Annotated in this window: 19 protein-coding genes; 12 read left to right on the top strand and 7 right to left on the bottom strand. The window is 71.8% G+C overall.

Annotated features, from left to right (window positions below; translation table 11 throughout):
- The coding region (locus tag CR162_RS09435) for an outer membrane protein assembly factor BamB family protein (protein WP_176559792.1) at positions 1 to 971 on the top strand (971 nt) is incomplete at its 5' end.
- 64 nt (positions 972 to 1035) lie between these two features.
- On the opposite strand, the gene CR162_RS09430 is transcribed toward CR162_RS09435, so the two are convergent.
- The 3 genes from CR162_RS09430 to CR162_RS09420 form a co-directional block, all read right to left on the bottom strand.
- Positions 1036 to 2205 carry a zinc-dependent alcohol dehydrogenase gene (locus CR162_RS09430; RefSeq protein WP_099095302.1) on the bottom strand — a complete coding sequence of 390 codons (1170 nt, stop codon included), beginning with the start codon at positions 2203 to 2205 and terminating at the stop codon, positions 1036 to 1038.
- 108 nt (positions 2206 to 2313) lie between these two features.
- Positions 2314 to 3150 carry a segregation and condensation protein A gene (locus CR162_RS09425; protein ID WP_099095301.1) on the bottom strand — a complete coding sequence of 279 codons (837 nt, stop codon included), beginning with the start codon at positions 3148 to 3150 and terminating at the stop codon, positions 2314 to 2316.
- Between the two features lie 99 nt (positions 3151 to 3249).
- Positions 3250 to 5481 (bottom strand): hybrid sensor histidine kinase/response regulator, encoded by a 2232-nt coding sequence (locus CR162_RS09420; RefSeq protein WP_099095300.1) that lies wholly within the window; start codon positions 5479 to 5481, stop codon positions 3250 to 3252.
- A 379-nt stretch (positions 5482 to 5860) separates the two neighbouring features.
- On the opposite strand from CR162_RS09420, the gene CR162_RS09415 reads away from it, so the two are divergent.
- Entirely contained in the window at positions 5861 to 8338 is a 2478-nt protein-coding gene (locus tag CR162_RS09415) for a S8 family serine peptidase (RefSeq protein ID WP_099095299.1), read from the top strand.
- Positions 8339 to 8367: 29 nt separating this feature from the next.
- Here CR162_RS09415 and CR162_RS09410 read toward each other — a convergent pair whose 3' ends face one another.
- Both CR162_RS09410 and CR162_RS09405 read right to left on the bottom strand, forming a co-directional pair.
- A complete protein-coding gene (locus CR162_RS09410; protein ID WP_099095298.1) occupies positions 8368 to 9711 on the bottom strand; it encodes a hypothetical protein in 1344 nt (447 codons plus the stop codon).
- A 94-nt stretch (positions 9712 to 9805) separates the two neighbouring features.
- Positions 9806 to 10648 carry an IclR family transcriptional regulator domain-containing protein gene (locus CR162_RS09405; protein ID WP_245870230.1) on the bottom strand — a complete coding sequence of 281 codons (843 nt, stop codon included), beginning with the start codon at positions 10646 to 10648 and terminating at the stop codon, positions 9806 to 9808.
- Between the two features lie 401 nt (positions 10649 to 11049).
- On the opposite strand from CR162_RS09405, the gene CR162_RS09400 reads away from it, so the two are divergent.
- From CR162_RS09400 to CR162_RS09360, 9 genes are all read left to right on the top strand, one after another.
- Complete coding sequence (locus tag CR162_RS09400; RefSeq protein ID WP_099095296.1) at positions 11050 to 12177, top strand: ABC transporter substrate-binding protein; 1128 nt, start codon at positions 11050 to 11052, stop codon at positions 12175 to 12177.
- Between the two features lie 4 nt (positions 12178 to 12181).
- A complete protein-coding gene (locus tag CR162_RS09395) occupies positions 12182 to 13051 on the top strand; it encodes a branched-chain amino acid ABC transporter permease (protein WP_099095295.1) in 870 nt (289 codons plus the stop codon).
- Positions 13048 to 13926: a branched-chain amino acid ABC transporter permease gene (locus CR162_RS09390; protein WP_099095294.1), complete on the top strand. Its 879-nt coding sequence runs from the start codon at positions 13048 to 13050 to the stop codon at positions 13924 to 13926. The genes CR162_RS09395 and CR162_RS09390 overlap by 4 nt, the downstream gene beginning before the upstream one ends.
- A complete protein-coding gene (locus tag CR162_RS09385; protein WP_099095293.1) occupies positions 13923 to 14672 on the top strand; it encodes an ABC transporter ATP-binding protein in 750 nt (249 codons plus the stop codon). Before CR162_RS09390 ends, CR162_RS09385 begins: the two co-directional genes overlap by 4 nt.
- Positions 14669 to 15403: an ABC transporter ATP-binding protein gene (locus CR162_RS09380; protein ID WP_099095292.1), complete on the top strand. Its 735-nt coding sequence runs from the start codon at positions 14669 to 14671 to the stop codon at positions 15401 to 15403. The genes CR162_RS09385 and CR162_RS09380 overlap by 4 nt, the downstream gene beginning before the upstream one ends.
- Positions 15403 to 15870, top strand: coding sequence for a nuclear transport factor 2 family protein (locus CR162_RS09375; protein ID WP_099095291.1), 468 nt, complete (start codon positions 15403 to 15405; stop codon positions 15868 to 15870). Before CR162_RS09380 ends, CR162_RS09375 begins: the two co-directional genes overlap by 1 nt.
- A gap of 14 nt (positions 15871 to 15884) precedes the next feature.
- Entirely contained in the window at positions 15885 to 16160 is a 276-nt protein-coding gene (catC, locus tag CR162_RS09370) for a muconolactone Delta-isomerase (protein WP_099095290.1), read from the top strand.
- Between the two features lie 73 nt (positions 16161 to 16233).
- Positions 16234 to 17160 (top strand): SMP-30/gluconolactonase/LRE family protein, encoded by a 927-nt coding sequence (locus CR162_RS09365; protein ID WP_099095289.1) that lies wholly within the window; start codon positions 16234 to 16236, stop codon positions 17158 to 17160.
- 7 nt (positions 17161 to 17167) lie between these two features.
- Entirely contained in the window at positions 17168 to 18067 is a 900-nt protein-coding gene (locus CR162_RS09360; protein WP_099095288.1) for an MBL fold metallo-hydrolase, read from the top strand.
- A gap of 62 nt (positions 18068 to 18129) precedes the next feature.
- Here CR162_RS09360 and CR162_RS09355 read toward each other — a convergent pair whose 3' ends face one another.
- Complete coding sequence (locus tag CR162_RS09355) at positions 18130 to 18552, bottom strand: VOC family protein (protein ID WP_245870229.1); 423 nt, start codon at positions 18550 to 18552, stop codon at positions 18130 to 18132.
- Between the two features lie 95 nt (positions 18553 to 18647).
- Between CR162_RS09355 and CR162_RS09350 the strand changes: the two genes are divergently transcribed.
- Entirely contained in the window at positions 18648 to 19574 is a 927-nt protein-coding gene (locus tag CR162_RS09350) for an MYG1 family protein (protein WP_099095287.1), read from the top strand.
- Positions 19575 to 19652: 78 nt separating this feature from the next.
- On the opposite strand, the gene CR162_RS09345 is transcribed toward CR162_RS09350, so the two are convergent.
- Positions 19653 to 20041 (bottom strand): cupin domain-containing protein (locus CR162_RS09345; protein ID WP_141563120.1); only part of this gene is annotated, 389 nt, incomplete at its 5' end.

The raw sequence follows: 20041 nt of genomic DNA, 5'->3' as shown, positions 1-20041 counted from the left end.
TGCCCGCGCAGCCCTCCCTGCTGGACCTCGCCATCGGCGGCAGCCGCGTGCCCGCCCTGGTGCAGCCCACCAAGCAGGGCGAGATCTATGTGCTGAACCGCGAAACGGGCGAGCCCATCCTGCCCGTGACGGAGCAGCCCGCCCCACAGGGCGCGGTGGAGGGGGACAGGACGGCGCCCACCCAGCCCGTCTCGAAGCTTTCCTTCGCTCCCCCGCCGCTGACCGGCGCCGACATGTGGGGCGCCACCCTGTTCGACCAGCTGGCCTGCCGCATCCAGTTCCACCGGCTGCGCTACGAGGGGCGCTTCACGCCGCCCTCCCTGCAAGGCTCGCTGATCCATCCAGGCAATTTCGGCGTGTTCAACTGGGGCGGCATCGCGGTCGATCCGGCGCGGCAGGTGGCCTTCACCACGCCGACCTACCTGGCCTTCGTCTCGCGCCTGGTGCCGCGGCACGACGACACCACCCTCCACGTCCAGGGCGGCAACCGGCCGGAAGGCAGCCTGCCGGCGCTGAACGAGAATTTCGGCGCGCCCTATGCGGTGCAGCTCTACCCCTTCACCTCCGTGCTGGGCCTGCCCTGCCAGGCGCCTCCCTGGGGCTATGTGGCGGGGGCCGACCTCACCACGGGCGAGATCGCCTGGAAGCACCGGAACGGCACGACGCGCGATGCCTCGCCCCTTCCCCTCCCCTTCCGCATGGGCGTGCCCAATCTCGGCGGGCCGATGGTGACGGCGGGCGGCGTCGCCTTCCTGTCCGGCACCATCGACTACTACCTGCGCGCCTATGACGTGACGGATGGGCGCCAGCTCTGGGAAAGCCGCCTGCCGGCCGGCGGGCAGGCCACGCCGATGAGCTACCAGGGCAAGGACGGGCGGCAATACGTGCTGGTGGTCGCGGGCGGCCACGGATCCCTCGGGACCAGGACGGGCGACCATGTGATCGCCTACGCCCTGCCGCGCCGCCCATGAGAAAGGCGGGGGAAGCGCCTTCCCCCGCCCCGCTCCGTCACTGCCGCCGTCGCCCGCCGCCGGCTCAGGGCTTCAGGACGACCTTCACGCAGCCATCGTGCTTGTCGCGGAAGGTCTTGTAGAGCTCGGGGCCGTCCTCCAGCCCGGCGCGGTGCGTGATGATGAAGGAGGGATCGATCTCGCCCTTCTCGATGCGCTCCAGCAGCTTCGGCATGTAGTGCTGCACGGGCGTCTGGGCCATCCGGAAGGTCAGGCCACGGTTGATGGCCGAGCCCATCGGCACCTTGTCCAGCAGCCCGCCATAGACGCCCACGATGGAGACGGTGCCGAAGTTGCGGCAGCAATGGATGGCCTGGCGCAGCACATGCGGCCGGTCCGTGCCGAGGTAGACGGCGGCCTTCACCCGGTCCACCACGGAATCCAGGCTGGCCGTGCCATCGGCCTCGGTGCCGACCGCGTCGATGCAGGCATCGGCGCCCCGGCCATTGGTCAGGTCCTGGATGCGCTCATAGATGTCCTCCGCGTGGAAATCGAGGGTGAGCGCGCCCGACTGCCGCGCCAGCGCCAGCCGCTCCGGCACCGTGTCGATGGCAATGACGCGGCCCGCGCCCAGCAGGAAGGCGCTGCGGATCGCCATCAGCCCGACCGGGCCGCAGCCCCAGATGGCGATGGTGTCGCCCTGCTGGATGTTGCAGAAATCCGCCGCCATGTAGCCGGTGGGAAAGATGTCGGACAGGAACAGCACCTGCTCGTCCGTCAGGTGCGAGGGCACCTTGATGGGGCCGACATCGGCATAGGGCACGCGCAGATACTCCGCCTGCCCGCCCGCATAGCCGCCCAGCATGTGCGAGTAGCCGAACAGCCCGGCGGGGGAATGGCCCCACATCTTCTCCGCCGCCTCGCGGTTCGGGTTGCTGCGCTCGCAGCCCGAATAGAAGCCGCGCTGGCAGAAGAAGCACTCGCCGCAGGAGATGGTGAAGGGCACCACCACCCGGTCGCCCACCTTCAGCTTCTTGTTCTCGGAGCCGACCTCGACGACCTCGCCCATGGTCTCGTGGCCGAGCACGTCGCCGCTCTTCATCGAGGGCATGACGCCGTTGAAAAGATGCAGATCGGAGCCGCAGATGGCGCAGGCCGTGACCTTGATGATGGCATCGCGGGGATGCTCGATGCGGGGGTCGGGCACGCTCTCGCAGCGGATGTCGCCCTTGCCATGCCAAGTCAACGCTTTCATCGGCAGCTCCCTTGCTTGCGATGAGGTAAACTCGGCGGGCGGGACAAGGTTCGGGGTCCGGCGGAACAGGCGGCAGGCTTCACGGCGCTGTGTTGGGCGCCGCCCCCCTCAGGCCGCGGCCTGCTCCGCCGGCGCGGCCTGAAGGGCAATGGCGCTGAAGGGCGCGGCCTGGGACAGCGTCGCCTCGCCCAGCCGCTCCAGCTCCAGGCCGGCCAGGAAGGTGCTCGCCCAGGCCGAGCGGCGGCGCAGCCGGCCGCCGCGGCGGGCGGCGGGCAGCGCCTCGGCCAGCGGAAGCGGCGCGGGCCGCCCGGCCAGCAGCGCGCGCAGCCGCTCCAGCGCCTCGGGCATGCGCCACAGCTCCAGCGCCGCCAGCCGCGCCGGGGCGCCAGCCTCCCCTTCCACGATGTTGGCCGGGCGCCCTTCCAGCAGCACCAGCGTGGCCTCGAGGAACGCCAGCAGCAGCTCCGGCTGCGGCCGCGCGGCGCGCCGCGCCTCGCCCCGGCCATGCGTCTCGTGGCGCAGCTGCGGGCGGGCGGCGAGCCAGGCGGCGGCGGCGCGCATCCGCGCCAGCTCGCCCAGCATCTCCAGCCGGCGCGCCGCCTCCTGCTCGGCCTGCGCGGCTTCCGCCAGGCTGGCCGGGGTCAGCAGCTGCGAGCGCAGCAGCACCAGGTCGCTCGCCATCACCACCCAGGCGCTGCGCCGCTCCAGCGGCACGCGGCCGGCGCTGTTCTCCAGCGCCGCGATGAACTGGTCGGTCAGCGTGACGATGGAAAGCCGGCCCAGATCCACCCTGTGCCGCCGCACCATCTCCAGCAGGAAGTCGAGCGGCCCCTCGAAACCCTCGACGCTCAGCGCCGGCGCATCGGAAACAGGCGTGTCGGTAAGGGGCGCGTCGGAAAGGGGCGCATCCGGCAGGACGGCCGGGGAAGCCGGCGCCTCAGCCATGCCGCGCGCCGGCGCGGCTTCGCATCTGTGCCATGCGGTCCTCCTTTGTTCCATTCTGCCCGCGCGCGGGGCGCGGCGGAAGCCCCCGGGCCCGCGCGTTCAGAACTGGCTGGCCTTCTCCTGGCAGCGTTCCGCCTCCTGGCCGCCAGCGGCCAGCAGCATCCCCACCTGGACGATGACGGCATCCGGAGAAGCGGGCTTGCGCAGCACCGCGAAGGGGCCGGCGCGCGCGGCGTCGGTGAAGGCCGTGACGCTGGCATCGCCCGCAAAGCCGGTGAACAGCAGGGCCGGCAGCCCCGGCAGACGCTGGCGCGCCGCGTGCAGGAGCGCCAGCCCGTCCATCCCCGGCATGGCCAGGTCCGTGACCAGCATGTCGATGCGCCGCGCGGCGGCAAGCTGCGCCAGGGCGGCGACGCCGGATTCCGCCTCCAGCACCACATGGCCCTGCTCGCGCAGGCAGATGGCCAGCGTGTCGCGCAGATTGGCCTCGTCATCGACCAGCAGGATGTGGCCAGTGGGACATCCGGCGGGGCTGTCCCTGGAAGCGTCCGCCGCCTGGGCGGGTTCCTCCGCGCCGTCCGCCGCCTCGATGGCCGGCAGCCACAGCCGGACGGTGGTGCCCTGCCGTGGCTGGCTGTCGATGGTCAGCTCGCCGCCCGACTGCTCGGCGAAGCCCTTGGCCATGGCGAGGCCGAGGCCGGTGCCCTTGCCCTTCGGCTTGGTGGTGAAGAACGGCTCCATGGCATGGGCCAGCGTCGCCGCATCCATGCCCACGCCGGTATCGGCCACCTCCAGCCGCAGGTAGCGGCCCGGCCGCAGCCCCGCCGGATGCGCCGGATGCGCCGGCACCGTTTCCACCGCGATGGCCAGGGTCAGCTCGCCGCCCCCCATCGGCTCCATCGCGTCCCGCGCGTTGATGGCGAGGTTGATCAGCACCGTCTCGAGCTGGCCGCGGTCCAGCGAGGCGGGCGGCAGGTCGGGGGCGAGGCTCAGCCGCACCTGCACGGAAGGGCCCAGCGTGTGGTTGAGGATCTCGTGCAGCCCGGCCAGCAACTCGTCCACCTGGACGGGTGCCGCGCGCAGCTCGGCCCGCCGGGCGAAGGCGAGCAGCCGGCGCGAGACGGAGGCGCCGCGCTCGGCCGCCTCCGTGATCATCCGCGTCAGCCGCTCCGTCTGGACCGGGTCCCCGCTGCGGCGGCCGATCAGCTGGGCGCCGCCCAGCACGGCCTGCAGGATGTTGTTGAAGTCATGCGCGATGCCGCCCGCGAGGCGCCCGAGCGCCTCCATCCGCTCAGACTGGGCGAGCCGCTGCATCGCCGCCTCGTTCTCCCGTCGCGCGTGCCGCAGGTCGCGCAGCGCGCGCCGCCGGTCGTGCCACATCAGGCCGAGCGCGATGGTGGCCAGCAGCAGCGCCGCGAAGGCCCCCGCCGCGACGCGAAGCGACGGCGCCACGAAGGCGATCGCGGCCATCTCGGCTTCCGCGTCGAGCGATGCGCAGACGATGATCGGCGTTTCCTCGACCCTGCGGAAGCCGAGGAACTTCTGCCGGCCATCGAGGACGCTGCGGGCCTCGAAGCTGCCGGCCGGCATGGCGGCGGCGAGACGGAACAGGGTGCTGTCCGTGTCCAGGCTTTCCCCCAGCAACGCGCCGGCGCCGTGGCTGAAGGCCAGCACGCCGCCATCCTCGCGCAGCAGCAGCGAGGTGCCGTTCAGCCCGGAGCGCAGCGCCGCGAGGTCCTCGGACAATTTCAGCGGATCGACCGAGACCACCAGCACGCCGCCGAAGCCGCCCGCGGCGTTCTGCAACGGCCGGGTGATCTGCAGGCTCCACCGCCCCGTGGTGCGGCCGACCAGGGGCCTGCTGACATGCAGCGCGGGCGGGCGCTTGAGATGGACGGCGAAATGCTCGCGGTCGCCCAGATGCACCCGCTCCCAGCCTGGAACGGAGGACCAGGCGAGCCAGCCATCCGCCCCGATCACCGCCACCTGCAACAGCCCGAAGCGCCCCGCCTCGGGGATCGAGGCGAGGTGCTGCTCCAGCGCGCCGATCACCGGCGCGTCCTGCTCCGGCCGCAGGTTGTGGCGGGCCTGGGCGAGGTCGTGCAGCCCCTGGATGGCCTCCAGCAGCCGCAGCATGTTCTGTTGCACCGCCTCCGCCGCCACCTCCACCCGCGCCAGGGCCGCGCCGCGCGCCTCGCGCTCGATCCGGGCGGCGGAATGCTCGGCCACCCACCACCCGGCGAGGGAGCAGAACAGCCAGCCGCCCAGCGCGCCGCTCCAGAGGAGGCGGCGCGGCAGGGAGCGGCGGCGCGTGGGGCCGAGATCAGGCATGGCGCTCCGGCTCAGTTTCGTTCACGCGGCATGCCTCCCCTCGCCCTGGAGGGAGGCGGGAACATCGCCGCATCCTACCGGCAGCTTTATCCCATCCGGGGGCTTATAAGGCAAAATCCGCGCCGCCCAAGCCTGGATGGCCCCTCTCGCACCGTTCCGCGGCAAAGCCGATCATCTCCTCGTACCCGGCCATGGCCGGGGAGCGCCCGCCCCCCTTCCCCGGCGTACGGATGCTGAAGGAGTGGGGGACATCGACGGCGTCCGCGAGACGTGGCTCGCGCCGGCGCCGCCGCGCAAGGGGGGATTTGTGCCTCTTTAACCTGTCAGAACAAGCTTCTGCCTAACCCCTCTCTCCTGCACAGCACGCAGGAGGCAGGGCGTGGCGAGCTCCTTCGACGATCCCCAATATGCCGCGCAATGGGAGATCCAGGGCGGCGCCGGCATCAATGCGGCCGCGGTCCACGCGCAATACAGCGGGGCGGGCATCCGCGTCGGGATCGTCGATGCCGGCATCCGCTACACCGCCGCCGACCTGGTCGGGCAACTCGACACCGCGGCCGGCTACGATGCGCTGGATGGGGATGGCGACGCCAGCCAGCCCACAGGAGACCAGCACGGCACCAATGTCGCGCTGATCATCGGCGCGAGGGCCAATAACGGAACGGGCGGGGTCGGTGCGGCCTTCGGCGCCACGCTGGTCTCCTACCGCTTCGGCACGCGCGACGAACGCAGCGTGGCGCAGGAAGCCGCGCTGCTGGCCCTGCAGCACCAGGTGGACGTGTCGAACAATTCCTGGAGCCGCTCGGGCGAGTATTTCCGCGACGATTTCGGCAGCGCCGCCTATGCCGGCGCCGCCGCGGCCATCCGCAACGCCGCCACGGTGGGGCGGGGCGGGCTCGGCACGGTGTTCGTGCGCTCCGCCGGCAACAACGGCGCGACGGGCGACGACGTCAATGCCCACAGCTACCAGAACAACCGCCACAGCATCACCGTGGGCGCCTCCGACCCGACGGGCGCGGTGCTGCCCATCTCCAATCCCGGGGCCGCCGTGCTGGTGGTGGCGCCGGGCACCGCCACCTCCTGGGCGGCGGCGCGGGTCTCCTCCACGGTCGCGCTGATGCTGGAGGCCAATCCGGGCCTCGGCTACCGCGACGTGCAGACCATCCTCGCCCTCGGCGCGCGGGTGACGGATGCGGCCGGCGCCGGCTGGCTGGTCAATGCCGGCACCGGCTGGAACGGCGGCGGGCTGCATGTCTCGCGCGAGGCGGGCTTCGGGCTGGTCGACGCCCGCGCCGCCGTGCGGCTGGCCGAGAGCTGGCGCGCCGCCCCGGCCACGGAGGCCAACATCGCCAGCGCCCGCGCCGCCTCGGCGGGCGCGATGGCCGTGCCCGATCTCGGCGCCGCCAGCCAGGGTGTCGTCATCGGCGCGGAGATGCTGGTGGAACGGGTGGAGGTCGCCATCGACATCCACCACGCCCGCATCGGCCAGCTCCGGATCACCCTGGTCTCGCCCGGCGGAACGGAAAGCGTGCTGCTCGACCAGCTCGGCCTCGGCCGGTACAGGGCGGACGATGGCCGGCTGGTCTTCACCCTCGGCAGCGCGCAGTTCCTGTGGGAGCAGGCGCGCGGCGAGTGGACGCTGCGGGTGGAGGACCTGGCCTCCGGCCAGGCCGGCCGGGTGGAGCACTGGTCCCTGACCGTCCATGGCGCGCCGGCCAGCGACGACACCCTGCACGTCTTCACCGACGAATACGCGGCGCAGGCAAGGGCCGACCCTGGCCGCGCCACCCTGCGGGACCATGCGGGCACCGACACGCTGAACGCCGCCGCCGTCACCACGGCCTCGCTGATCGACCTGTCGCCGGGCGGCGCCAGCCGCATCGCGGGGGAAGTGCTGGCCCTGGCGCCGGGCACGCGCATCGAGAACGCGCATGGCGGGGATGGCGCCGACACGATCCTCGGCAATGCCGGCGCCAACATCCTCGAGGGCCATCGCGGCAACGACACGCTGCGCGGCATGGCGGGCGACGACACGCTGATCGGCGGCGCGGGCGAGGATCACCTCGATGGCGGCGCGGGCTCGGACCGGATGGAGGGCGGCAGCGGCGACGACATCTACATCGTGGACGATGCCGCCGACCTGGTGATCGAGCGGCCCGGAGAGGGCATGGACGAGGTGCGGAGCTGGATCAGCCACACCCTGCCCGCCCATGTCGAGCAGCTCCGCCTGATGGGCGGTGAGGCGCCGCGGGGCGCCGCCGGCAGCACCCTCTACGGCAATGCCGGCAACGGCCTCCTCCCCGGCGCGGAGGGCGGGGACAGGCCGGTCGGCGAAACGGGGAGCGACGTCTACTCCATCGCCTCTCTCGCCTCCATCGCCCGTTCGCGGGGCAACGTGACGGAGCAGGCGGGCGAGGGAGGGGACACGGCGCCGAAGTGGATCAGCCAAATCCTGCCGCCCATGCTGGAGGCGCTGGTGCTGCGCGGCACCGGCAACGCGCTGGACAACGTCATCACCGGCAACGCCCTGCTCAACCGGCTCTTCGGCGAGGGCGGCGACGACACGCTCGATGGCGGCGCCGGGCTGGACATCCTGTCGGGTGGCAGCGGCGCCGACCGGTTCATCATCCAGGCGGGCCAGGGCATGGACCGCATCACCGACTTCCAGCCCGCCGAGGGGGATCTGGTGGTGCTGCGCGGCTTCCCCGCCGCCGCGGCGGGCGCCTTCCTGCCGGCCGGCTTCTGGTTGCGGCAATCCGGCCATGACGTGCTGCTGGACAGCGCCGCCGGAACCGCGCTGGTGCTGGAGGACATCCAGATCTCCGCCCTTTCGGCCCGGGACTTCCTGCTGGGCTGATGGCGCGTCCGGGAAGGGGGCGGCGCGGCTCAGGCGCCGAGGCGGGGCTCCCGCAGCCGGGTCGCCCAGGCGAACTGGTCGTCCGAGCCCTTCTCGTCGAAGGCGGAGGCGAAGCAGGCCCGGCGCAACACGAACTCCGCCTCGCCCCCCCGCAGCTCCAGGGGAAACCCGATCCGCGCGTCGGAAGGCTCGGCCGCCAGCAGGAGCGGATAGCCGGCCGCCTCGCCGCCGAAGACCTCCAGGGTGCGGCGGCCGGCGGCGTTGTGGGTCTGCGGCGCCTCGGCGCGAAACGAGAGCACGCAGGGGCCGTCCGGGCCGGGCGCAGTGCGGCGCAGCCGGCCCAGCACCAGCGGGCCCAGCGTCGTGGCATTGCCCGTCTGCCGGGCCTCGGAGCTCTTGAGGCTGAGCTCCCACCCCTCCTCCAGCGGAACGGTGACGCCGCGCCCGGGAAGCCGGTCCGCCTCCCGCGCCGCCGCCGCCATCCCCTCGCCCTGCGGCGCGCCGAGGCCGAGCCGCAGCAGCGACAGCAGGGCGAGGTTCGGCGAGCCCTCCCCCACCGCCCAGCGGGCCAGGTTGAGGCAGTGATCGGCCTCCGCCATCTCGCCGCGGTAGAGATGCGCGCGCGCGCGCAGCATCTGCACCGCGTGGCAGGCCTCGAAGGCGGGGTAGGCGCCGAGGATGGCGGCCAGCTCCGCCAGTGGCGCGCCGGCGGTCAGCATGTCCATGAAGAGTGCCATCCGCCGCTGGCGCTGCAGCGTGGCGCCGATGTTGTGGTCACCCCCTGGGCAGACGAACAGGCCCGGAAAGCCCGCCGCCTGGAAGCGCTGGAGGTTGAGGATGTCGATCGGCTCGGCATCGCCGAACAGGACCAGGTGCTCGTTCTCCCCGGCCGCGTCGAGGTCGGTGGGGCCGTGGAGGCTGTTGGCGTCCAGCCAGCGCTTGTGGCGCACCACGTTGCGCCCGTGCCGGGCCGTGTCGAGCGAGAAGGGCGGCGACATGGCCAGGATGCGCGCGCCGGGGAACAGCCGGCCCAGGCTCAGCGCCCCATAGGCGCCCATACTGATGCCGAGAAAGGTCACGAGCCGGTAGCCGCCCCTGCCGATGATGTCCTGGCAGGCGTCGATCAGCGCGTCGCGTCCGGCGGGGTTGTGGAACCAGCTCCGGCTCTGGTCCCGCAGCAGCAGGTGGTCGGCCTGCGGGCGGTTCGTCAGCGTCCGGTAGAAATCGTAGGATTTCAGCGGCTCCCGCACGTCGCCCACGCCGGTCAGCGCGACCACGAGATGCGTGGCGGCGCCGGAGGAACCGTATTCCCCTTCATAGTCGCCGAAGGACAGCAGGCGGGGCCGGGGAAAGCCGGAGACGAGCGAAGCCATGCCGGGGGATTGGGGCAGATCAGCGCCGGAAATCAAGTGGCGAAGTCGTGCCGCCGCGGTTGGGCGGCCGGGCGGGGCCGACGCCGGGCAGCGCCTACCATGGCAGGGCCAGGGCGGCGATGCGCGCGGCGGCCGCGCGCAGGGCGGGCAGCATCTCCCGCCGCATCTGGGCCAGCGAGACCCGGGCGGCGGAGGCGCCGATGTTCAGCGCGGCCACCGTCCGCCCCGCCGCGTCGGGCACCGGAACGGCGATGGAGCGGCTGCCGATCTCGGTCTCGCCGTCGATGATGGCGTGGCGCTGGCGCCGCGCCTCCTGGATGCGCTGGCGGAACAGCCCGGGGTCGGTCACGGTGCGCTCCGTCCAGGGGGTGAGCGGGTGGCGCACCAGCCAGGCCTCCAGCAGCCCGTCCTCCAGCCCGCTCAGCAGCACCCGGCCGAGCGCCGTGCAATGCGCGGGCAGCCGCGTGCCGATGTCGATGCGGGAGGAGAAGACGCGCCGCGCCTCCACCCGGACCACATAGACCACATCCGCCCCGTCCAGCACCGCCAGGGAGCAGCTTTCGCCGAAACGGTCGCTGACCGCCTGCAGATGCGGCCGCGCCGCCTCGCTGCGGCCGAAGGAGGCGAGATAGCCATGGCTGAAGCGCAGCACCTTGGGCGTCAGCCAGAACAGCTTGCCGTCGCTGGACAGGAAGTCCAGCTCCGCCAGGGTCAGCAGGAAGCGCCGCGCCGTGCCGCGGCTGAGGCCGGTGAGCGTGGCGACCTGAGTGAGGGTCATGCGCTCCCGCCCCGGCCCGAAGGCGCAGAGCACGGCAAGGCCCCGCTCCAGCGACAGCACGAATTCCAGCCCGCGCGCCCCGTCACCCTCCGCCGCCTCGCTGGCCTTCTGGCCGCCGGCACCGCGTCCGCTGCCCGTCAGGTCGGGTTCCGCTCGCACGCCCTGCCTTTCCGCAACATGCCGCCCTGTCATGCGCGACAGGGGGCGCCGCCGGATTAACGCCGCCCCGCGCGGCGGAGCAAGAGAGAATGCTTGTTGCGCTGCAAAGGAACTTCGCTCTTGACAGGCTTCGCGCGAGAGGCCGAGGTTGCGGACGGAAACGGACACTTGTCCGTCTGGCGGACATTTGTCCGCGGGCGAGCCCATGCGGCGGACAAGCCGCGCGAATGGAAACGGCGTCCCGCGCCAGAAGGCGCGGGCGGGGGAGGAAGGTGCGCGATGCGCAGGAGCCCAGCGGAAGGGACAATGCCGCGCCATGCGCGGCCGGGCCACGCGCCCCTGCAGTTCCGCGCCCTTCCCCCGGCGGCCGGCCGGAACACGTCCAGGAGGAGAAGCATACCATGAAGCAGTATGGCCTGAATCGCCGTGGCTTTGTTGCCGCCGGCGCGGCGGCGCTGGTGGCGCCGAGACTCGCCCTTGCCCAGTCCTCGCCCTATGTGGTGGGCACGCTGTTCCCGATGTCGGGGCCGAACGCCGAGTATGGCAGCCTGTTCACCAAGGGCATCGAGCTGGCGCTGGAGCACATCCGCGCCGACAACATGCTGAAGCGGCCGATCACCATGGCGGTGCAGGACAGCCTGGCGACGCCGCAGGGCGGCGCCGTGGGCATGACCAAGCTCGCCAATGTGGACAAGGCCGTCTGGGTGATGATCGGCTTCACCGGCGTCTCCAAGGCGGCCGCGCCCATCGGCACCCGCAGCAAGGTGATGATGATCAATGGCGGCGGCGTCGGCCCCGACCTCGCCGGCCTCTCCCCCTATTACTGGAACGTCATCCCGCTGGTGAACCAGGAGGTGCGCGTCCTGCTGCCCTGGCTGCAGAAGGAGAAGCTCAAGCGCATCGCCCTGATCTATGTGGACGACCCGCTGGGCAACAGCGTGGTGCAGGAGCTCCGCAAGGGCCTGGCCGAGACGGGTGGCGAACTGGTGGGGGCGCACAGCATCCCGCCCGCCACGCAGCAATTCGCCGCCATCGCCGCGCGGGTGCGGGATTCGAAGCCGGACGCGGTGTACTTCGCCAGCTATGGCGCGCAGCAGTCGCAGATCATCAAGCAGCTGCGCGACAACGGCATCACCCAGCAGATCATCACCTATTCCGCCGGCACCATCCCCTCCGTCGTGGGGCTGCCGGAGAGCGAGGGGCTGATCGTCACCAGCCAGGTCTCCGACTGGGAGCAGGGCGACGAGGTGACGCAGCGCTTCGTCAAGGACTGGCGCGCCAAGCACAATGGTGACCCGACCAGCTACAACCAGAACTACTACAACGCCATGCGCCTCTTCGCGCTGCTGGCGCAGGGTCTGGAGAAGGCCGGCACCGAGGTGACGGGCGAGACCCTGCTGGCCGAGCTGCAGCGCGTGCGGCGCTTCCCGCTGGTGGGCGGCGAGGGCGTGCTGGAGGATGGCGGCACCATGGCCATGCCGCTGCAGATCGGCCAGATCCGCAACGGCCGGTTGCAGAAGATCGCCTGATTCGATGCTGTTTCTTCAGCTTTTCATCAGCGGCCTGCAGACGGGGGCCATCTACGCGCTCACCGCTGCGGGCTTCGCGCTGATCTTCGGCGCCACGCGGGTGTTCCACGTGGCGCATGGCGCCACCTTCGCGCTGGCGGGCTACGCCTACCTCGCCTGCACCGATGCCGGCCTGCCCTGGCCGGCCGGCGCGCTGGCGGCGCTGGTGCTGGCGGTGGCCTTCGGGCTGGCGATGGACGCCTTCATCTATCGCCCCATCCAGCGGCACGAGGGCTCCTTCTTCACCGTGTTCGTGGCCGCCTTCGGCATGAGCATCGTGGTGCAGAGCGTCATCGAGCTGGTGTTCGGGCGCGGCTTCGTCACCGTCAGCTCCGCCCTCACCATGGCGCGGCAGGTGGCGCCGGGCATCTACCTGGCCGACATCTTCTGGGTGGCGGCGGGGGTGGCCATCGCGCTCTTCGTGCTGGTCACGCTGTTCCTGGAGCGCACCCGCGCCGGCATCGGCCTGCGGGCGCTGTCCGAGAACCCCGAGCTGCTGCGCGCCTATGGCCTGTCCTCGCGCCGGCTTTCCGCCATGGCCTTCGGGCTGGGCTCGGCGCTGGCGGTGCCGGGGGCCATCCTCACCACCATGACCTCCGGCCTGCAGCCGGCCATCTCGCACCAGGTGATGCTGATCAGCCTCGCCGCGGCGGTGGTGGGCGGCATCGGCAGCCTGCGCGGCGCGGCGCTGGCCGGGCTGCTGCTGGGCGTGGTGGAGAACCTCGTCATCGGCGTGCTGGACACGCAGTGGAGCGCGGCCGCCGGCTTCGTCGTCCTCTTCGCCTTCATTCTGTTCAAGCCGAGCGGCCTGTTCGGCCAGGCGGTGACGCGATGACCGCATACCTCCTCAACCTCGCCACGCTTGCCACCATCTTCGGCATCCTGGCGGCCAGCTTGAACCTGCTGATCGGCTATGCCGGCATCTTCAGCGTGGCGCATGCGGTGTTCTTCGGCCTCGGCGCCTATGCGGGCGCGCAGGTGGCGATGCTGCTGGTGCCGGACGTGCTGCTGGCCTGCCTCGCGGGCGGCGCCGTCGCCGCGCTGCTGTCGCTGGGCCTGGCGCTGCCGGCGCTGCGCGTGCGGGGCGAGTATTTCGTCGCCGCCAGCCTCGGCCTGCAGATGATGGCGGTGACGGTGTTCTCCGAGGCGCACGCCCTGACCGGCGGCCATGGCGGCCTGGTCGGCATCCCGCTGCCCACCCTGCTCGGCTTCGACGTCTCGGCCCAGGGCGTCTTCCTGACCGTCTGCCTGGCCGTTCTGGCGCTGATCCTGCTCGCCATCCGCATGCTGATGCGCGGCAGCTTCGGCCGCTCCCTGATGGCCATCCGCGACAGCGAGAGCGCGGCGGAGGCCTTCGGCAAGGATGTGCGGCAGCTCAAGACGCTGGTGGTGGTGCTGGGCTGCGCCCTGGCCGGCGTCGGCGGCGCGCTGTTCTCCTTCTACATGATGTTCGTCAACGTCGAGAGCTTCACGCTGGAGCAGTCGATCCTGATCATGGCCATGGTCATCATCGGCGGCACGGCGACGCTGGCGGGGCCGCTGGTCGGCGTGCTGCTGCTGCTGCTGCTGCCCGCCGCCCTCTCCTTCCTGCCCTTCATCCCGCCGACCCAGATCGGCGCGGTGCAACAGTTCATCTATGGTCTGGCCATGGCGCTGCTGATGATCTTCCGCCCGGCGGGCATCGCCGGCCAGTCGGCGGGGCGCCGATGAGCGCGCCCCTCCTGTCCGTCCGCGGCCTGGACAAGAAGTTCGGCGGATTGGCCGCGGTGCAGCAGGTCGACATGGACCTGCACCCCGGCGTGCTCACCGCCCTTGTGGGGCCGAACGGCGCGGGCAAGACCACGCTGTTCAACCTCATCACCGGCAACATCCCGGCCGATTCCGGCGAGGTGCTGCTGGACGGCGCCTCGATCCGTGGCCGCTCGCCGCACCACATCGCGCGGCTCGGCGTGGCGCGCAGCTTCCAGGACCTGCGGCTCTTCGCGCGCATGACGGTGCGGGAGAACGTGCTGGCCGCCATCGAGCACACCGCCTGGCTTTGGCAGCCCGGCGGGCGGAGCGCGCGGCGGGCACGGGAAGCGGCGGTGGAGCAGGCGCTGGAGCGCACCGGCCTCACCGCGCAGGCCAATGCCCGCGCCATGGACCTTGCCTATGCCGAGCGCAAGTTCCTGTCCGTGGCACGCATCCTGGCGACGGGCTCGCGCATCTGGCTGCTCGACGAGCCGGCCTCGGGGCTCGACCTGCATTCCCGCGCCCGCTTCGTCTCGCTGGTGCGGCAGGCGGCGGCGGAGGGCGTCACCATCTGCCTGATCGAGCACAATCTCGACATCGTCACGGAGCTCGCGGACCGCATCGCCTTCCTCGACCGTGGCGCCAAGCTGGCCGAGGGCGATCCGCAGGACATCCTGCGCGACCCGGAGCTGATCGGCATCTATTTCGGGGAGCGCCGCACATGAGCGCCTCGCTGCAACAGGGGGCCGCGCCGCCGGCGCTGGCGGTGCGCGGCCTCGGCGCCGGCTATGGCGGGCGCGAGGTGCTCTCGGGGCTGGACCTCGAGCTGCCGCAGGGCGAGGTGCTCTGCCTCGTCGGGCACAATGGCGCGGGCAAGTCCACGCTGATGCGCCTGCTCTTCGGGCTGCACGCGCCGAGCAGCGGCAGCATCCACCTGCGCGGCCAGCCCATCACGCCGCGCCCGGACCAGATGGCGCGCGAAGGGGTCGCCTTCGTGCCCGAGGGTCGCGGCGTGTTTCCGGGCCTCGCGGTGCGGGAGAATTTTGAGCTGGCACTGTGGTCCGCCAGGCTCGATGCCACGGAGGGCGCCCGCCGCACCGAGGAGGTGCTGGAGGTGCTGCCGCGCATCCGCGAGTTCTGGACGCGGCGCGCCGGCACCCTGTCGGGCGGGCAGCAGCAGATGGTCTCGATCGGCCGCGCCCTGCTGTCCCGCCCCTCCATCCTGCTGCTCGACGAGCCTTCGATCGGCCTCGCACCCAAGACCTTCCAGGACCTGATGACGCCGATCCGCGCCTTGCAGCAGCGCAGCGGCATGACGATCCTGCTGGTGGAGCAGAATGTCGGCGAGGCCTTCGCCGTCTCCGACCATGTGGCGGTGATGAAGTCGGGGCGCATCATCTTCCGGGGCGTTCCCGCCGACCTGTCCGACCACGCCAAGCTGATGGAAATGTTCTGATGCCGGCAACGCTGGAGGAGCGCCTGCGGCGGGTGGAGGACGAGCTGGAGATCGGCCAGCTCCGCGCCCGCTACTGCCACCTGCTCGACGGCCGGGAATGGGAGGCGTTCGTCGATCTCTTCACGGCGGACAGGCATTTCTCCGGCCTGCGGGAGGTGCGGGGGCGGGAGGCGCTGCTGCGCTTCTTCCGCGACGAGGTGCCGCTCCTGGCCGAGGATTTCTGGCACTTCTGCACCAACGGCACGGTGGAGATCGAGGGCGACACGGCGCGCGGCCGCATCTCGATGGAGTATCTCTCGACGACCCGGGGCGTGCCCCACATCTCCGCCGGCCACTATGACGACGAGTTGCAACGGGTGGATGGGCGATGGCGGTTCCGCTCTCGCCGCATCACCTTCTACTTCCTGGCGCCGCTGCGGGAGGGCTGGGCCGGACGCCCCTTCCCCGGCCGCGCCGCAAAGCCCTGACAGGAGAATTCCCGATGCTGTTCCATGTGCAGATGGAAGTGCGCCTGCCGCACGACATGCCCGCCGCCCAGGCCGACGACATCAAGACGCGCGAGAAGGCCGTGGCGCAGGAATACCAGCGCCAGGGCAAGTGGCCGCATCTGTGGCGCGTCGCCGGCCGCTACGCCAACATCTCGATCATCGACGTGGCCGACATCGACGAGCTGCACGCCCTGCTGAGCAGCCTGCCCCTGTTCCCCTACATGGACATCAGGGTGACGCCCCTCGCCCGCCACCCCTCCGCGATCTGACCGACAAGAAGAAGATGGGGGCGCGGGGGAATTCCTTCCCCCGCATTCTTTCATGTTTGAGGAACATCCAGGAATGCCGGAATTGAAGGTTCTAGCCGAGGGCCTGCGCTTTCCCGAAGGCCCCGTCGCCCTGCCGGACGGCTCGGTCGCCCTGGTGGAGATCGCCGCCCAGGTGGTGAGCCGCATCGCGCCCGATGGCACCCGCAGCGTCATCGCCAGCCCCGGCGGCGGGCCGAACGGCCTGGCCATGGGGCCGGATGGCCAGCTCTACCTGTGCAACAATGGCGGCTTCGGCTGGCATGAGGAGCCGGGCATCCTCCGCCCCACGCACCAGCCGGAGGATTACTCGGGCGGCCGCATCGAGCGCATCGACCCCGCCACGGGCGCGGTCACGGTGCTCTACACCGAGTGCGACGGCCGCCCCCTGCGCGGCCCGAACGACCTGGTCTTCGACAACCAGGGCGGCTTCTGGTTCACCGATCTCGGCAAGGTGCGGGCGCGGGACCGCGACCATGGCGGCGTCTACTGGGCGGCGGCGGATGGCTCGCGCATCGTCGAGGCGGCGCACCCCATCCCTGGCGGCGGCAACGGCATCGGCCTCTCGCCCGACGGCCGCACCCTCTACGTGGCCGAGACCGAGACGGGCCGCCTCTGGTCCTGGGAGATCCTCGGCCCCGGCGAGCTGCGCAAGCAGCCCTGGCCGGTGGTGCATGGCGGCACGCTGGTGTGCCAGTTCCCCGGCTTCCGGCGGCTGGACAGCCTGGCCGTCACCGCCGCCGGCAACATCTGCGTGGCCACGCTGGTGAGCGGCGAGATCACCACCGTCTCGCCCGATGGCCGCATCCTCCACACGGAGAAGATGCCGGAGGTGATGCCCACCAACATCTGCTTCGGCGGGCCGGGCCGGCGCACCGCCTACATCACCCTCTCCACCACCGGCAAGCTGGTCTCCATGCCCTGGCACGAGCCCGGGCTGGCGCTGGCCCACGAAGCCGCCTGAGGCCGCCATGCAGCCCTCGCCCCTGCCGCCCCTTCCCGCCGAGCAGGTCCCCGGCCTGCAGCACCTGCGGGTGGGGGAGATCGTCGTCACCGCCGTCAGCGACGGCTTCCTCAACGGCTCCAACGCCGTGCTGCAGAACATCGCGCCGGAGGAGATCGACCGGCTGCTGACGGAAAGCTTCCGCCCGACGCCGCGCCGCACCTCAGTCAACACCTTCCTGATCCGCTCCGGCGGGCGGGCGGCGCTGATCGACACGGGCTGCGGCGGCAGCATGCAGGCCAGCGCCGGCAAGATGCTGGGCAACCTCGCCGCCGCCAATGTGGCGCCGGAAATGATCGACACGGTGCTGCTGACCCACCTGCACCCGGACCACTCCAACGCCCTGGCCGACGCATCCGGGCAGGCCATCTTCGCCAACGCCACGGTGGGCCTGCACGCGGCGGAGCTGGCCTATTGGGAGGACGAGGCCGCCGCCAGCCGGGCCGGCGCCAGCGGCCAGGGCGTGCCCTATTTTGCCGCCGCCCGCGCCCAGCTCGCGCCCTACCGGGACCGGCTGGCGCTGTTCGCCGACGGGGCGGAGATCTTTCCGGGCGTCACGGCCGTCCATCTGCCGGGGCACACGCCCGGGCATTGCGGCTACATGATCGCCTCGGGCGAGGACAGCCTGCTGATCTGGGGCGACATCGTGCATGTGCCGGAGGTGCAGGTGCCCCGGCCGGAGGTGACCATGCAGTTCGACGTGGACCCGGCCCAGGCGGCCGAGACCCGCCGCCGCACCTTCGACCGGGTGGCCACGGACCGGCAGCGCATCCTGGGGATGCACCTGCACTTCCCGGGCTGCGCGCATCTGGCGCGAACAGGCGAAGGCTACCGGTTGGTGCCGGAGGCGAGGGATCTCGCCTTCTGAGGAAGAAGCCGGGGAGAGAAGGAATTCTCTCCCCGGATCCCTCTCATCTTTTCTCTGTCAGTCTAGGAGCGGCGCTCGAGCAGCTCGATGCGCACCTTGTCGGGGCCGTCGATGAAGGCGATGCGCAGGCCGGGACGCATCTCGCGCGGGCCGGAGGTCAGCTTCACGCCGAGGCCGTCCAGATGCGCGATGGCGGCATCCAGGTCCGGCACCGTCAGGCCGATATGCTCGATGCCCTGGAAGGGCGCGGGCGGCGGCTTCGGCGTCTCGGGCGGCACCGCCTCGATGAACAGCATCAGCCCGCCGAGATCCAGCATCACCCGCAGCGCGCCGTTCACCTCCATGCGGCCGGTCTCCCGGGCCTCGAAGGCCGCGGCGTAGAAGCGGGCGGCCGCCTCCGGGTCGGGGCTGCGCAGGTGCAGGTGGTCGATGCGGCAGGCGGTCATCCCGGCTTCCTCCATGAAGGTGGCATGGTTGTCGGACAAGGGGCGCCACTCGTCAAACCGGCCCGCCGGGGCTGACGGCGGGGCCGGAAGCGTGTAGCTGCTGCCGCTCCGCTCCAGACTGGAAGTTCGCCCTCATGTCCCAGCCCCGCCTCCGCCTCGTCACCCATAGCGGCAAGTTCCATTGCGACGAGGTGTTCGCCTATGGCGTGCTGCGCCTGGCGCTGGGGCTGGGCGCCGCCGGCGAGGACCATGACCTCATCCGCACCCGCGACCCGGCCATCATCGCCGCCGGCGACGTGGTGTGGGACGTGGGCGCCCGCTACGACGTCGAGGCCCGGCGCTTCGACCACCACCAGCGCGGCGCGCCGCAGCGCGAGGACGGCACCCCCTACAGCGCCGCCGGGCTGATCTGGCAGGCCCATGGCCATGCCGCCGTGCGGGCCCTGCTGCCGCCCGAGGCCGCCGGCCTCGCCGCCGCCATCGCCGCCGAGATCGACCAGGCGGTGGTCCGCCGCATCGACGAGATCGACAACGGCACGGCGCCGGAGCGGGACGTGCTGGGCCTGGCTGCCCTGATCGGCGACTTCAACCCGGGCTGGGATTCCGAGGGCGGCGACGCCGCGGCCGATGCCGCCTTCCTCCAGGCCGCCGCCCTGGCCGAGGGCGTGCTGCGCCGCCGGGTGGAGGTGCTGCGCGGCCGAATGGCGGCCGATGCCGAGGTGCTGGCCGCCCATGCCCGCTCGGCCGACCCGCGGGTGCTGGAGCTGGAGCGCGGCATGCCCTGGAAGGGCGCGGTCTTCACCCACGGCCTGCCGGTGCTGTTCGCCCTTTACCCGGCTTCCAACGGCAACTGGATGGTGGATGCCATGCCGCCCGAGCCCGGCTCCTTCGCCCAGCGCCTGCCGCTGCCGGAAGCCTGGGCCGGCCTGCAGGACGCCGCGCTGGCCGAGGCGAGCGGCGTGCCGGACGCGGTGTTCACCCACCTCCGCCGCTTCGTCGGCGCCGCCCGCACGCGGGACGGCGCGCGCGAGATGGCGCGCCGCGCCATCGCCCTGGGCTGAACGGCGAAGGGCCGGGATCGCTCCCGGCCCTCGTTTCGTCACCTGGGAAGCCCGGGCTTCGGCACGGGCATCCATCCATCAGGCGTGCTTATGGATCGGGTCGATCCACGGCACGTTCTCCGGCTTCTCCACCGGCTCGATGTCGAGGTTCACCACCACCGCCTCGTTGTCGGAGCGCACCAGCACGCATTCCAGCGTCTCGTCGGTGGAGGCGTTGATCTCCTGGTGCGGCACATAGGGCGGCACATAGATGAAGTCGCCAGGGCCGGCCTCGGCCACGAACTCCAGCTTCTCGCCCCAGCGCATCCGGGCGCGCCCCTTCACCACGTAGATCACGCTCTCCAGCGGCCCGTGGTGGTGCGCGCCGGTCTTGGCGTTGGCATGGATGTGAACCGTGCCAGCCCAGATCTTCTGTGCCCCCACCCGCGCGGCGTTGATGGCCGCGGCGCGGTTCATTCCTCGGAGGC

Source organism: Teichococcus rhizosphaerae, assembly GCF_002631185.1.
Lineage (GTDB): Bacteria > Pseudomonadota > Alphaproteobacteria > Acetobacterales > Acetobacteraceae > Pseudoroseomonas > Pseudoroseomonas rhizosphaerae.
Note: the sequence above shows the minus strand (reverse complement) of the source record. Positions and strands in the feature narration are given on the sequence as shown.